This window comes from Neisseria gonorrhoeae (assembly GCF_013030075.1).
GTDB lineage: Bacteria > Pseudomonadota > Gammaproteobacteria > Burkholderiales > Neisseriaceae > Neisseria > Neisseria gonorrhoeae.
Window position 1 is genome coordinate 877,987 of record NZ_AP023069.1, and the last position, 13,913, is coordinate 891,899.

The 13,913-nt window shown below is 53.9% G+C and carries 14 protein-coding genes and 2 pseudogenes; 4 read left to right on the forward strand and 12 right to left on the reverse strand.

Annotation, left to right across the window (positions count from 1 at the left end; translation table 11 throughout):
* Nucleotides 1-106: 106 nt before the first annotated feature.
* From mpl to HT085_RS04530, 7 genes are all read right to left on the reverse strand, one after another.
* Nucleotides 107-1,483 carry a UDP-N-acetylmuramate:L-alanyl-gamma-D-glutamyl-meso-diaminopimelate ligase gene (mpl, locus tag HT085_RS04500; RefSeq protein ID WP_003688594.1) on the reverse strand — a complete coding sequence of 459 codons (1,377 nt, stop codon included), beginning with the start codon at nt 1,481-1,483 and terminating at the stop codon, nt 107-109.
* A 61-nt stretch (nt 1,484-1,544) separates the two neighbouring features.
* Nucleotides 1,545-1,850, reverse strand: a complete 306-nt coding sequence (locus HT085_RS04505) for a hypothetical protein (RefSeq protein ID WP_003691159.1) — start codon at nt 1,848-1,850, stop codon at nt 1,545-1,547.
* Nucleotides 1,851-1,861: 11 nt separating this feature from the next.
* Nucleotides 1,862-2,215, reverse strand: a complete 354-nt coding sequence (locus HT085_RS04510) for a hypothetical protein (protein ID WP_003691158.1) — start codon at nt 2,213-2,215, stop codon at nt 1,862-1,864.
* Between the two features lie 261 nt (nt 2,216-2,476).
* Nucleotides 2,477-2,674, reverse strand: a complete 198-nt coding sequence (locus tag HT085_RS04515; RefSeq protein ID WP_012503601.1) for a hypothetical protein — start codon at nt 2,672-2,674, stop codon at nt 2,477-2,479.
* A gap of 9 nt (nt 2,675-2,683) precedes the next feature.
* Nucleotides 2,684-3,469: a TrmH family RNA methyltransferase gene (locus HT085_RS04520; protein ID WP_003688590.1), complete on the reverse strand. Its 786-nt coding sequence runs from the start codon at nt 3,467-3,469 to the stop codon at nt 2,684-2,686.
* Nucleotides 3,470-3,542: 73 nt separating this feature from the next.
* Nucleotides 3,543-4,853, reverse strand: a complete 1,311-nt coding sequence (gene tilS / locus HT085_RS04525; RefSeq protein ID WP_003688589.1) for a tRNA lysidine(34) synthetase TilS — start codon at nt 4,851-4,853, stop codon at nt 3,543-3,545.
* Between the two features lie 67 nt (nt 4,854-4,920).
* Entirely contained in the window at nt 4,921-5,880 is a 960-nt protein-coding gene (locus tag HT085_RS04530) for an acetyl-CoA carboxylase carboxyltransferase subunit alpha (protein WP_003691155.1), read from the reverse strand.
* A 211-nt stretch (nt 5,881-6,091) separates the two neighbouring features.
* Here HT085_RS04530 and HT085_RS04535 point away from each other — a divergent pair, with 211 nt between their 5' ends.
* Entirely contained in the window at nt 6,092-6,493 is a 402-nt protein-coding gene (locus HT085_RS04535) for an RNA-binding S4 domain-containing protein (protein ID WP_003688587.1), read from the forward strand.
* A gap of 67 nt (nt 6,494-6,560) precedes the next feature.
* Here the strand turns inward: HT085_RS04535 and iscX are convergent, their stop codons facing one another.
* Complete coding sequence (gene iscX, locus HT085_RS04540; RefSeq protein WP_003688584.1) at nt 6,561-6,758, reverse strand: Fe-S cluster assembly protein IscX; 198 nt, start codon at nt 6,756-6,758, stop codon at nt 6,561-6,563.
* Between the two features lie 212 nt (nt 6,759-6,970).
* Here iscX and HT085_RS04545 point away from each other — a divergent pair.
* A pseudogene (locus tag HT085_RS04545) lies at nt 6,971-7,511 on the forward strand (amino acid permease).
* Nucleotides 7,512-7,570: 59 nt separating this feature from the next.
* Here HT085_RS04545 and fdx read toward each other — a convergent pair.
* From fdx to hscA, 4 genes and pseudogenes are all read right to left on the reverse strand, one after another.
* Nucleotides 7,571-7,912 carry an ISC system 2Fe-2S type ferredoxin gene (gene fdx / locus HT085_RS04550; protein WP_003688580.1) on the reverse strand — a complete coding sequence of 114 codons (342 nt, stop codon included), beginning with the start codon at nt 7,910-7,912 and terminating at the stop codon, nt 7,571-7,573.
* A gap of 55 nt (nt 7,913-7,967) precedes the next feature.
* A complete protein-coding gene (locus HT085_RS04555) occupies nt 7,968-8,729 on the reverse strand; it encodes a DUF2314 domain-containing protein (protein ID WP_003691147.1) in 762 nt (253 codons plus the stop codon).
* A gap of 35 nt (nt 8,730-8,764) precedes the next feature.
* Nucleotides 8,765-9,537, reverse strand: a pseudogene (locus HT085_RS04560) (GIY-YIG nuclease family protein).
* A gap of 61 nt (nt 9,538-9,598) precedes the next feature.
* A complete protein-coding gene (hscA, locus tag HT085_RS04565) occupies nt 9,599-11,461 on the reverse strand; it encodes a Fe-S protein assembly chaperone HscA (protein ID WP_025455793.1) in 1,863 nt (620 codons plus the stop codon).
* A 170-nt stretch (nt 11,462-11,631) separates the two neighbouring features.
* Between hscA and hpnD the strand changes: the two genes are divergently transcribed.
* Nucleotides 11,632-12,504 carry a presqualene diphosphate synthase HpnD gene (gene hpnD / locus HT085_RS04570; RefSeq protein WP_003688576.1) on the forward strand — a complete coding sequence of 291 codons (873 nt, stop codon included), beginning with the start codon at nt 11,632-11,634 and terminating at the stop codon, nt 12,502-12,504.
* 74 nt (nt 12,505-12,578) lie between these two features.
* Complete coding sequence (hpnE, locus tag HT085_RS04575) at nt 12,579-13,892, forward strand: hydroxysqualene dehydroxylase HpnE (protein WP_003691141.1); 1,314 nt, start codon at nt 12,579-12,581, stop codon at nt 13,890-13,892.
* The last annotated feature ends 21 nt before the right edge of the window (nt 13,893-13,913 follow it).

Sequence of the window (13,913 nt, forward strand, 5' to 3'; positions counted from 1 at the left end):
CGGCAAGTGTAACGCGTTTGAAAATACGGGGCAAACGGTTTTTCCGCCTTTGTGCCGCGCAGCCGGGCAATGCCGTCTAAAGGGCTTTCAGACGGCATTGCCCGGGCTATCTCAAAGCGTCCAGCAGTTTGGTGTGTATTCCGCCGAAACCGCCGTTGCTCATCACCAAAATATGGTCGCCGGTTCGGGCGTTTTTCACAATTTCGGCAACGAAGGTATCGAAATCTTTACCGACGCGCAGCCTGCAGCCCAAAGGCGCGAGGGCTTCGGCAACGTCCCAGTCCGCGCCGCCGGCGTAGCAGAACACTTGGTCGGCTTCTTTGAGGCTTGCGGGCAGGGCGGACTTCATCGTGCCGAGTTTCATGGTGTTGGAACGCGGCTCGAGCACGGCGAGGATGCGCGCGCCGCCGACACGTTGGCGCAAACCTTGAATCGTGGTTTCGATGGCGGTCGGGTGGTGGGCGAAATCGTCGTAAACGGTGATGCCGTTTGCCGTGCCTTTGATTTCCATGCGGCGTTTGACGTTTTTAAACGCACCCAAGGCTTCGCAGGCCGTCTGAACATCGACTCCGGCATGGCGTGCGGCAGCGATGACGGCGAGCGCGTTCATACGGTTGTGTCCGCCCATCAAATCCCATGCGACGTGTCCGGCTTTTTTGCCGTCAAGCAATACGTCGAACGAGCCGTCGGCATTGACTTCACCAATCTGCCAGCCGTGTCCGGTGCCGAATTTTTCCACCGGCGTCCAGCAGCCTTTGTCCAAAGTATCTTGCAGGCTTTGCTGCTGTCCGTTGCAGACGATGAGGCCTTCGGATGGTACGGTGCGCACGAGGTGGTGGAACTGGGTCTGTATCGCGCCCAAGTCGGCGAAGATGTCGGCGTGGTCGAATTCCAGATTGTTCAACACGGCGGTACGCGGGCGATAATGCACGAATTTGGAGCGTTTGTCGAAAAAGGCGGTGTCGTATTCGTCGGCTTCGATGACGAAAAACGGCGATTTGCTGTTCGGGTCTTGACGCGGCGTTTGCGGTAGGCGGGCGGAAACGCCGAAATTTTCCGGTACACCGCCGATGAGGAAGCCCGGCGCGAGTCCGGCATATTCCAAGACCCAGGCGAGCATGGACGCGGTGGTCGTTTTGCCGTGCGTCCCTGCCACGCCGAGTACCCAATGATGGTGCAGCACGTTTTCAGCCAGCCATTGCGGGCCGGAAATATAAGGCAGCCCACGGTTCAAAATCGCCTCGACCACATCCATCCCGCGCCTGGCGACATTGCCGATGACGTAAATATCGGCTTGAAATTCTTCCAACTGCGCGGCATCGAAGCCTTCGTGTACGCCTATGCCCAAGGCTTCGAGCTGGGTGCTCATCGGCGGATACATCTTCGCGTCGCAACCGCTGACTTTGAACCCGGCTTCTTTGGCAATGGCGGCAATCCCGCCCATAAACGTGCCGCCGATACCGATAATGTGGATGTGTTTCATCAGAGTTCCCTAATCGTTCAAATTCTATTGTTCAACACCGTAATGGTTGATTCGGTTTCAATCAATGCGGTCTGATGCCGGCATCCGAACCGTCTTTCTGTGCATTCCCTTTCGGATTTTGGACGGCTTCGTCCCTCACCGTGTCCGAATAATCGCCAACTCCTGTGTCTTCCGCCCTGTCTTTCACGGCAGGCCTGACCGAACTGTACACCCGATCCCGCCCCAAACCCGCGTTGGTACAATGTTTTCCCGGAGTTTGGCTGTAACTGGTTTTACCATTATGGCGGCACTCGTAAACATTTGCCGAAAATACGGTCTGAACCGCTGCAACAAGCAATATACTTCCAATCATTTTAGATACGCGCATATTAAACTCCTTTATTGTTCCTCTTCAAAAAAAGGAATGTATTTCAATAGAACTTCATCTAATTCTTTCATTCCTTGCTCATAATTGAACGGGTATTCCCAACCATCCCCTACTTTGATTTCAGAAATGTCTTTAAACTTCCGCTTAAGGGCGGACACTTTGTCCATATCGTCATCAATTTCCTGTTTGCCGAACGGTATTTTCCGCTTTTCCAAAACCTCGTCATAATAACAAGGTAAATTCAGCAATAGCCCCCAAGCGCTATTTGCGATTACGACTAATCTATATTTTTCCCTAGTTAAGTAATCTGCACCGCTATCATAGATTGCCCTTGTCGGATCATAAAAAAATTCGCAATTTTTCATAGCGTCCCCACACTTTAACCGATTCGCAATTTTATATCCGCGATTTTGCAAGCTGCCCATAAAAACCGATTGCCTGCCAAGCCGACACTACTTGTTAAAGATGCCCGATAATGCCGCAACTCTTCCGTATTTACCGACAAACGCCCTATTTGCTTAGAGCTGTTTTGTTTTCCACAAAACTTTAATCCGTTGATTTAACAAATTTTTTACCAAATTCTTTATTTGTTCGGATTCCATTAGCACGATTTTGAGCAATATCTGTCAAAACCATTTCCACCATATCCAAAACAAAACCGCCGCCGCCACGGCATTGGACGATAAGATGAGTTTCCACTGCCCGTCCTTCCGCAATGCCGCCTTCTTGGGCTTCAAAGCACCCGCATAAAAAAACGGTGACAGCAGCATAGAAGCGATACATAAGAAAATCAATACGCCGTAATAGATTTTTTCAGACGGCATTTCTCTTCCTCAATACGCCGCCCGTTGGCGCATCTGTTCAAACAGGCAGATTGTCGCCGCCATCGCGACATTTAAAGACTCGGTTGCATCGTGCATCGGTATCCTGACACACTTGTCCGCCCTGTCTAAAACTGCTTTACCGACACCCGCACCTTCGTTGCCGAACACCCAAGCTGTCGGTTCGCACAAATCTTCGCCGTACAAAACCGCCTGCTTTTCCTCGCGCAACGCGGTGGCAAACACACGGTCTTCATAGTGCGCCAACCATATTTCCAAATCCGCCTGCGAATAAATGTCCAACAAGAAATGCGCGCCCATACCCGCGCGTAATACCTTGGGCGACCACGCGTCCGCACAACCCCTGCCCAAAACGACCGTACCTACCCCTGCCGCCGCCGCACTCCGTAAGACGGTGCCGACATTGCCCGGATCTTGCACGCCGTCCAAAACCGCACAGTCGCCTTTGTCCGGCAAGGTTCCGCCCAATGGGATATCAATCAGTGTAAGTATCTCGTCTGCACAACTCAAGCTGCTGATTTTTTTCAATATGCCGTCTGAAACGGAAAAAATCCCGTCTTCCGGCAAAACCGCTGTCAATTTAAGGACTTCTTCAGACGGCATTTTAGCTTCGGGAATATATACCCCGACCGGCTTTCTGCCGGATTGCAGGAAAACCTGAAGCAGGTGCACGCCCTCCAAAACGGTTTGGGCATACTGCCGTCTGAACTTTCCTTGCGACAACAGGCGGTGCAGGTGTCTGATATGTTCATTATTGGTCGAACTGATGTGTTTCACTTCACAAGCCTTTTAGAAATATGCAACCGGACAATACCCGACTGAACGCCGCCGAAATCTGTTTGCGATATTATCAAAATAAAATGGGAAAGTCAGGATGTACGGGCAAAATGCCGTCTGAAACCGAGATTTGAAAATCCGCACAACAGTTTGCCAACGCCAATGGACGGTTTCCGCTGTCGGCAACGAGCGGCCAAATTGGGCGCAGGAAAGGCAGAACCCGTTTCCCCTGAAGGATTTTTTTCACATTTTTATGGATGCCGCCGACAGCCAACGTATCCGATGCCGCTACCGTCCTCAAAATCCCGTCCTGTTCCAACATGGCTTCAGGAAGTCCGAACGGATGCCGCTTCAACACAAATCTATGTTCTGTCAGTATTTTTTTGAGATTTCCGCTTATCGTCCCATCTTTCAGAAAAGCCGGTTTTGCCAACTGTTCCGACGCAAACACAAACAGCCTGCCTGCATAATGATGCAATTCAAAGCCTTGCAAGTTCCAACGTCCGGTTTTTGCCTCCGTCAAAACGCGGGCAATGTCGGCAAGTGCGTTCTGATTCGGCACGGGGATGCCGTTTTCCTTTAGAAAATTCCGCAAAATATGGGTTTTCCGGCGCGGGGAAAACGTCAGCCACCGCGCCGTATCGAAATAACCGGCCCCGCAAACCCAACGGCAGTCTTGAACGACGACCTCTTCCAACAAAGCCAAATCTTCCTGCAAAGCGCGGACATTGTTCAGCACATGCCGCCCGAAATGGGGAATCTGCGCCGAAAGTTCGGGCAAAATACGGTGCCGGAAGCGGTTTCGCAAATAAGCCGTATCGGTATTGCTTTCATCCTCGATATTCGGCAAACCGTGTTTTCGGGCATAATCCCATATGTCTTGGCGCGAAAAAGGCAGCAAAGGCCGCCAGATAATGCCGTTTTCCCCCAAAGGGCGGACGGCGGGCATAGCCGCCAAAGCGCGCAAACCTCCGCCGCGCGCGACTGCCAGCATAAAGGTTTCGATTTGATCGTCCCTGTGGTGCGCCAACGCCAAAACGTCAAAGCCTTTTTCGGCAAACTCGGCATAACGCTTTTGCCTTGCCGCCGCCTCGATGCCCAAACCGTTTTTTTCCACGCAGACCTTAACCGTTTCCAGCCCCACCCCTAGCATATCGCAATAATTCCGGCAGAAATCCGCCCAATCGTCGGCTCGGGGACTCAAGCCGTGATGGATGTGCAATGCCTCCGGCACAAATCCTGCCCGCTTCCCGGCACAAACCAGCAGATGCAGCAAAACGACGGAATCCAAGCCGCCGCTTAATGCCACTGCTGTTTTTTTTCCATTCAGACCTTGAGGAAAACAATCCTTCAAGCATTGCTCAAACGCATCTAAAGTCAGCACGGCTTCATCCCGATAAAGAAAAAGCAAGCAGTTTCAGACAAACTGCTTGCTGCTTGTTCTACCCGAATTATTGTTCCGAAAATTTGCCGTAAGCCATAATGCGGTCGAAACGGCGCGAAAGCAAATCGGCAAGCGGGATGCTTTGCGCTTCGTGCAGTTGTTTTTCCAAAACGGCTTTTACGTTTTTCATGGTTTGCCCGAAATCCCTATGCGCACCACCCAAAGGCTCTTTAATGACGGTATCGACCAAGTCCAGCTTTTGCAGGCGGTCGGCAGTAATACCCAAAGCCTGTGCCGCATCAGCCGCCTTTTCGGCGGTTTTCCACAAAATCGAAGCACAGCCTTCGGGGGAAATAACGGAATAGGTCGAATATTGCAGCATATTGACGTAATCGCCTACGGCGACCGCCAACGCACCGCCCGAACCGCCTTCGCCGATGACGGTACACAAAACGGGAACGCGCAGTCGGGTCAGTTCGTACAGGTTTTTGCCGATGGCTTCCGACTGCCCGCGTTCTTCCGCGCCGATGCCGGGATACGCGCCCGGCGTATCGATAAAGGTCATGACGGGCAAGCCGAATTTTTCCGCCGTTTTCATCAGGCGCAGGGCTTTGCGGTAGCCTTCAGGACGGGGCATACCGAAGTTGCGGCGGATTTTTTCTTTGGTGTCGCGCCCTTTCTGATGCCCGACGACCACAACGCTTTGTCCGTTGAAACGCGCCAATCCGCCGACAATCGCATGATCGTCGGCAAAGTGGCGGTCGCCGTGCAGCTCTTCAAAATCGGTAAACAGCGCGTCAATGTAATCCAAAGTATAGGGACGCTGCGGATGCCGGGAAACCTGTGAAATTTGAGCGGGTGTGAGTTTGCTGAAAATCGATTTGGTCAAATCGTTGCTTTTTTTCTGCAAACGGTGTATTTCGTCCGAAATATCGACGGCAGACTCGTCTTGGACGAAACGCAGCTCATCGATTTTGTTGGTCAGTTCGGCTATGGGTTGTTCAAAATCCAAAAAAACAGGTTTCATAAAATGAAGCTCTCATCAACAGATTCTGCCGCTATCATACGCTATTTGTGCATATTCCGCAGTTAATTTATTGTCCAAAACGGCTTTTCCACACCCTCTTTTTGTGTTCGGACAGCATGGAAAACAGCGGATTAGTGCATATATACTAGTTATAAGGCGATGTATCTTATGCTAAACTCGAAACAAATTCAATTATTTCAAACAAAATCGTATGAAAGACAAGCACGATTCTTCCGCCATGCGGCTGGACAAATGGCTTTGGGCGGCACGTTTTTTCAAGACCCGTTCCCTTGCGCAAAAGCATATCGAACTGGGTAGGGTTCAAGTAAACGGCTCGAAAGTCAAAAACAGTAAAACCATAGACATCGGCGATATTATCGACCTGACGCTCAATTCCCTTCCCCATAAAATCAAGGTTAAAGGTTTGAACCACCAACGCCGCCCGGCACCCGAGGCGCGGCTTCTGTATGAAGAAGACGCGAAAACGGCAGCATTGAGGGAAGAGTGCAAACAGCTCGACCAATTCAGCCGCATCACTTCCGCCCATCCCGACGGCAGACCGACCAAGCGCGACCGCCGCCAACTGGACAGGCTGAAAAAAGGAGACTGGTAAAACCATTCCCGCTGCAAACAGAAGCACGAACCGCGTACCGCCGCATTTCAGACGGCATTCCTGAAACTTATTCCGCCTCGTCTATCCATGCCTGCTGCACGGCTTCAAGGATGCGTTCGCCGCAACGGGCGGGATCGTCGTCAAATTCGGGCAATGCCATAATCAGGTCGCGCAGTTGGGTAAAGCGCACGGTTTTGGGATCGATGGCTTCGCCGTGCAGGTCGTAGAGTTCTTCGGCGATGCGCCGGGTATCGGTCCATTTCATATAAATTTCCTTTTATCGTCCGGCATTGAAGCCGTGTAGAATATGTTTCGGCAAAACTGCCGCCCCTTGAGGATGGCTGAATGTTTCAACTCGCCGGACGGCACATCAAGCACCACCTTATGTGTCGTCCTGATCCGGGAGGAGTTACCCCTCCCAAACAAATCTGATTCTACCGCCCTGAAGAGCGGGGTTTCAACCGATAAGGAAGATTGATGAACAATATGTTTGCCGCAAAATTGTCCGAACTGGTTTATACCGCTTCCGACCATCCCGACTCCCTGTCGGAGATGGAGGAGTTTGACCGCCTGATTCTGCTGATACGCAAACTGTATCAAATATTGGACGGGCAACATACCCTCTACAGAGTAACGGTTTGCCTTAACTACCGGAGCAGGCGCGGTCTGATTGCTTTGGATAAAGCGGCTGTCGGTTGCGATGCGGCAATGTTGCGCGCCCGGCGTTGGCGCATCTGCATGCAGATTGCGGAACGCCTTTCCGAGTCGGTCGGGCGGCTTCACGGTTACGGCAGAAAGCGTGTCCGCCGCCTGCCCCGAGCTTGAAGGACGCTATCTCGACCTTGTCCGCCGCGCCGCCGTCTCTTTCGGTTTCGCGCAAGGACAGGCAAATCCGGCAGGCGGGCAGGAAGAAACGCAAGCCGCCTCAGATGCCGTATCGGGTCGTTCCGTCAAAAAACCGATAAAAATCAATATAGAATCGAAAGTTCCGTCTTCACAAACGTCTGTTTTTCGGTAATTGCGCCTTATCCGCGCAACAATGCCGTCTGAAGCGTGCCGGCTTCAGACGGCCTGTTTTCAGTGTTCTTCGCGCGCGTGGTTGATGGTGTATTTGGGGATTTCCACAATCAAATCCTCGCCGGCAACAACCGCCTGACAACTCAGGCGCGAATCGGCTTCCAAACCCCAAGCCTGATCGAGCAGGTCTTCTTCCAATTCGGCCGGCTCTTCCAAACTGTCGAAACCTTTGCGGATAATCACGTGGCAGGTGGTGCAGGCGCAGGATTTTTCGCAGGCGTGATCGACTTCGATGTCGTGGTCGAGCAGCACGTCGAGGACGGTTTTGCCTTCGGGCGCGTTATCGATGACTGCACCCTCGGGGCATAATGTTGCGTGTGGAAGTACGGTGATTTTGGGCATTTTTATTGTCTTTCTGTAAAAAGTATTTGTGTCCGTTTTTAGGAAAACTGTCTGCCTAATGTCGCGGTTCGAGCAGGTCGGCAACATTTTGCCAGCCCGTCAGGCGGGCAAAATCGAGGGCGGTATAGCCTTCCGATGTCTTTGAGGCAGGATTTGCGCCGTATTCAAGCATGGCTTGAACCATAAGTGCATTTCCTGCCATGGCTTCATGATGAAGCGGCGTATAGCCGTCTTCGTCCTGCTCATGCAGAAAATCCGGATTTTGGGACAACTGTTGCCGAAAATCGTCAATACAGTTCCGGCACATCGGATGCTCTTCCAAATTTTCGGGATGTTCTTTTTCTTCATACACCGGCAATACCTGCCCGGGATCGCCGAAATCGATTCCCCAGGCGGTATCGTGTTCGGTACGCTCCTCTTCCGTCATCTGTCCGCGCATTGCCTGTACGGTAAAGCCGCCGTAGGGGATGCCGTTGCACACGAACATCCAGTCGCTGATGTCGCCAACCGGAACGCAAACGCTTTCGCCTTGTTCGACATTGGTCAGTCCGCCGGGTTCATTGTTCAGCACACCGTAAATATAAAGACCGTCAAAATAAATATCGTCGATCCACATATGTTCGCAAATTTCGCCGTCTTCGCCGTCTTGGAAAAAAGGGACTTTGACCATGGCAAAATCCAAGGCGGAAATAATGCGGCGGCGTTCCCAAAAAAGCTCGCGCCAAAAGTATTTGAATGTTTTACGGGCGCGTTCGCCGGCACGGTTTACCGGTTCGTCTGCCTGTTCTACATAATAAATGACGGAATCGCCCATCATACTGCTCCTCAACGTGTACGGTATCTGTTTGCACCTTACCGCGGTTTTCTACCTCCGGCATCCGATTCGGATTTGAAAAGTTCCAAATATTCGGAATAGGCTTTTTCCAAATCCGCCCGCGAAAAACAGGTGTAAATATGGATGCCGTCTGCAATTTCGTCGGTCAGCCTCGTGCCGCTTTTGCCGAAATATGCTTCTTTAAAAAGGCGGATTTTCGATTTTTTCGGCTTGTAGGATGCCGCGTCCGCCAAAAGCCGGGGCAGCGCGTAAGGGTATTCCCGGTGTCCGCGCCGTACCAAATCAAGCAGTTGTTTGCGGCCGGACCCGGCATTCCCTTCCTGCCGGCGTTCGTGGACGCTTTTTTCAAATTCCGATTCCGCCGTTTCGTTTTTCGGGAACACGATTTCGCCGCGAAGCGATAAAAACAAACGTTTCACAAGGTTTTCGTCCACGGCGAACAATTCGGTATCGCCTATCCTGCTTTTGCTGAAAATTTCATGGAGCAGGTTTTTTTTCTTTGTAATTGTCGGTTTTGACGGCGAGGAGGCGTTCCAACCCGGCAACGTTCGCATAGCCGTTGTTTTCCAAATGGCGCATTCTGCCTTCAAAATTGCTTACGTCCGAAATGCCGATTTTATATAGTGAATTAACAAAAATCAGGACAAGGCGGCGAGCCGCAGACAGTACAAATAGTACGGCAAGGCGAGCCAACGCCGTACCGGTTTAAATTTAATTCACTATACACGCCCTTGATGACGGTTTTCATCGAATAGACAATGCCTGACTTTTCCATATCGATGTTTTTCAAGTGTTTTCGATCCTTCAGACGGCATCAGGTTATATCTATGCCGTCTGAAACCGTTTAAGTATCAAATATTATCGACACTCTGACCTGTCAGCGCACGTTGGATGTTGCGGTTCATGCGCTTGGCGGCGAAATTGTCGGTGCTGCGGCTGAGTTTGGCGACAGCTGCACGGATGTCTTCAGCTTTACCGTCTTTCAGACGGCCTTGCAAATCGGCGATGTCTCGCTGGATTTGTGCAAACTCTTCGGCATCCAGCAAATCGCTGTCCAACTCGAGGGCGGCGTTGACGGCATCGGTCAGGCTTTCGGCTTCGACCACGGCTTCGGCGCGGGCGCGTGCCGCCATATCTTCGGCGGCGTTGCCCATGCTGTCTTTGAGCATTTGGGTGATGGTGTCATCGTCCAAACCGTAGGAGGGTTTGACTTCGATTTGCGCCTGTACGCCGGTGCTTTGTTCTTGGGCGGAAACGGACAGCAAACCGTCGGCATCGATTTGGAAGGTAACGCGGATACGCGCCGCACCCGCCGCCATAGGCGGAATGCCGCGCAGGGTAAATTTGGCAAGGCTGCGGCAGTCGGAAACGAGCTCGCGTTCGCCTTGCACGACGTGTATCGTCATCGCGGTCTGACCGTCTTTGAAGGTGGTAAAGTCCTGCGCGCGCGCGGTGGGGATGGTGGAATTGCGCGGGATGATTTTTTCCGCCAAGCCGCCGTAGGTTTCCAAACCGAGCGACAAGGGGGTAACGTCCAACAGCAGCCATTCGCCGTCGGCTTTGTTGCCTGCGAGGACGTTTGCCTGTATGGCTGCGCCGAGCGCGACGACTTCGTCGGGATTGAGGTTGTTCAGCGGGGTTTGTCCGAAAAAGGTGGCGACTGCCTGTTGGACGTGCGGCATACGGGTCGAACCGCCGACCATAACCACGCCTTTGACTTCGTTTTTACCGACACCGGCATCTTTCAACGCCTGTTTGACCGGCTCGAACGTTTTCATCACCAAATGCTGCGTCAGGTTGTGGAACTCGGCGCGACTGATGCTTGTGTCGATTGCCATACCGTCTGAAAACGTCGCCTGAATGCGCGCTTCGGTTTGCGTGGTCAATTGTTCTTTGGCGGCGCGGACGAGCGAGAGCAGGAGTTGGCTGTCTTGTTCGTTGAGTTGGGAGAGTCTGTTTTGTTCGAGCAGGTAGCAGAACAAACGATGGTCGAAGTCATCGCCGCCCAACGCGCTGTTGCCGCCGGTGGCTTTGACTTCAAACAGTCCTTTGGTCAGTTGCAACACGGATACGTCGAATGTGCCGCCGCCCAAATCGTACACGACAAACGTGCCTTCCGAGGCGTTGTCCAGCCCGTAGGCGATTGCGGCGGCGGTAGGTTCGTTGAGCAGGCGCAATACGTTCAAACCGGCCAGACGCGCGGCATCTTTGGTGGCCTGGCGTTGCGCGTCGTCGAAATAGGCGGGGACGGTAATCACCACGCCGACCAAATCGCCGCCCAAGGTTTCTTCGGCACGCAATTTGAGGGTTTTGAGGATTTCCGCCGACACTTCGACAGGCGTTTTCACCCCCTGCCGCGTATGCAGTTCGATAAAGCGTTGATTGTCGCCGAAACGGTAAGGCAGGTAATGCGTATTTTGATGCAGATCGGCAAGAGTCCGCCCGATAAGGCGTTTGGCGGAGCTGACGGTGTTCAGCGGGTCGGTTTTTTGGGCGGACAGGGCGGTTTTGCCGACTTCAATGCCGCCGTTTTCCAGATAGCGGACGACGGAAGGCAGGGTAACGCGCCCGTCGGCATCGGGCAGGCAGGCGGCACTGCCGCTGCGGACGGTGGCGACCAAGCTGTTGGTCGTACCCAAATCGATGCCTGCCGCCAAACGGTGCCGGTGCGGGGCGGCGGACATACCCGGTTCTGAAATCTGCAAAAGAGCCATAAATTTTGCCTGTCGGTGCGGTGTGTAAAGGAAGGAAGGCGGCATTTTAACAGAATTTGCGCCGATAGTTGAGCAAACCGCTAAGGATTGGGCCGTGCCGCCGAAATTGCCCTCTACCGCCAAATACCGATAAAATCCGCCTTTCCCGCCCATCATTAGGAATATAAATCGTGAAAGGACTCGACTATTGCCGCCAAAAAGCAGAGGAAAGCCGCTCCAGTTTTTTGTCGGGCTTCCGTTTCCTGACTCAGGAAAAACAGGATGCGGTAACGGTTCTGTATGCCTTTTGCCGCGAATTGGACGATGTGGTTGACGAATGTTCCAACCCCGATGTTGCACAGGCAACATTGAACTGGTGGCGCGGCGATTTGGACAATGCGTTCGGCGGCGCGATGCCGGAACACCCCGTCAATCAGGCCTTGCGGCAGGTTAAGGAAACCTTCAAGCTGCCGAAATATGAACTGGAAGCCTTAATCGACGGGATGCAGATGGATTTGGTTCAGGCGCGTTACGGCAGTTTTGAGGAATTGAAACTGTATTGCCGCCGCGTCGCGGGCGTGGTCGGCTGCCTGATTGCGCGGATTTTGGGGTTTTCAGACGGCAAAACGCTGGAATACGCGGATAAAATGGGTCTTGCGCTGCAACTGACCAACATCATCCGCGATGTCGGCGAAGATGCGCGCAGGGGACGGATTTACCTGCCGATGGAGGAAATGCAGCGGTTTGACGTACCCGCAAGCGTGATTTTGCAATGCAGCCCGACGGGCAATTTTGCCGAATTGATGGCGTTCCAAATCAAACGCGCCCGTGAAACCTACCGCGAAGCCGTATCGCTGCTGCCTGATGCCGATAAAAAAGCCCAAAAAGTCGGACTGGTTATGGCGGCGGTTTATTACGCGCTGTTGAACGAAATCGACCGAGACGGCGCGCAAAACGTCCTCAAATACAAAATCGCCCTCCCTTCGCCGCGCAAAAAACGCATTGCCCTGAAAACCTGGTTATTCGGATTCAAACCGCGCCCCGGCACGCCGGAACGGGCATAAGGCGCATACTGCCCTTCAGGAAAACCCAACCCCCGCCGCCCCGAAAAACGGGGTTTCAACCATTGGAGGAATAAATGATGAACACGCCGCATCCGCGCCCGAAAATCGCCGTCATCGGCGCAGGCTGGGCCGGCTTGTCCGCCGCCGTCACCTTGGCGCGGCACGCCGACGTTACCCTGTTTGAAGCCGGCCGGCAGGCGGGCGGAAGGGCGCGCACACTGGCCGGAAATACCGACGGTTTCGGTTTTTTGGACAACGGGCAGCACATTTTGCTCGGCGCATACCGGGGCGTGTTGCGCCTGATGAAAACCATCGGTTCAGACCCCCGTGCCGCCTTTTTGCGCGTACCGCTGCACTGGCATATGCACGGCGGTTTGCAGTTCCGCGCCCTCCCCCTGCCCGCGCCGCTGCATATTTTGGGCGGCGTGCTGCTTGCCCGGCGCGTACCGTCCGCATTCAAAGCCAAACTGCTTGCCGATATGTCCGATTTGCAGAAGTCCGCACGCCTCGGACAGCCCGACACGACAGTTGCACAATGGCTGAAACAGCGGAACGTGCCGCGTGCCGCCGTAATGCAGTTTTGGCAGCCCTTGGTCTGGGGCGCGCTCAACACGCCTTTGGAAACCGCAAGCCTGCGCGTGTTGTGCAACGTTTTGTCCGACGGCGTGCTGACGAAAAAATCCGGCAGCGACTATCTCCTACCCAAACAGGATTTGGGCGCAATCGTCGCCGAACCCGCCTTGGCGGAGCTTCAACGGCTCGGCGCGGACATCCGCCTCGAAACGCGCGTATGCCGTCTGAACACCCTCCCGGACGGAAAAGTCCTCGTCAACGGCGAAGCCTTCGATGCCGCCATACTTGCCACCGCGCCCTACCACGCCGCCGCGCTCCTGCCCGAAGGCACGCCCGAACACGTTCAGACGGCATATCAAAACCTTCGCTACCACGCCATTACCACCGTCTATCTGCGCTACGCCGAACCCGTCCGCCTGCCCGCCCCGCTGACCGGCATTGCCGACGGCACGGCACAATGGCTGCTTTGCCGGGGCAGGCTCGGACTGCCCGAAAACGAAGTCTCCGCCGTCATTAGCGTTTCCGACCGCGTCGGCGCGTTTGCAAACCGGGCGTGGGCGGACAAAGCCCACGCCGACCTCAGACGCATCCTTCCGCATTTGGGCGAACCCGAAGCCGTGCGCGTCATCACCGAAAAACGCGCCACAACCGCAACCGATGCCCCGCCGCCGGATTTGTCGTGGCTGCACCGGCACCGTATCTTCCCCGCCGGCGACTACCTCCACCCGCACTACCCCGCCACGCTCGAAGCCGCCGTACAATCAGGTTTCGCGTCGGCGGAAGCCTGCCTGCAAAGCCTGAACGATGCCGTCTGAAAACGCCGGCCGGCATCGGGA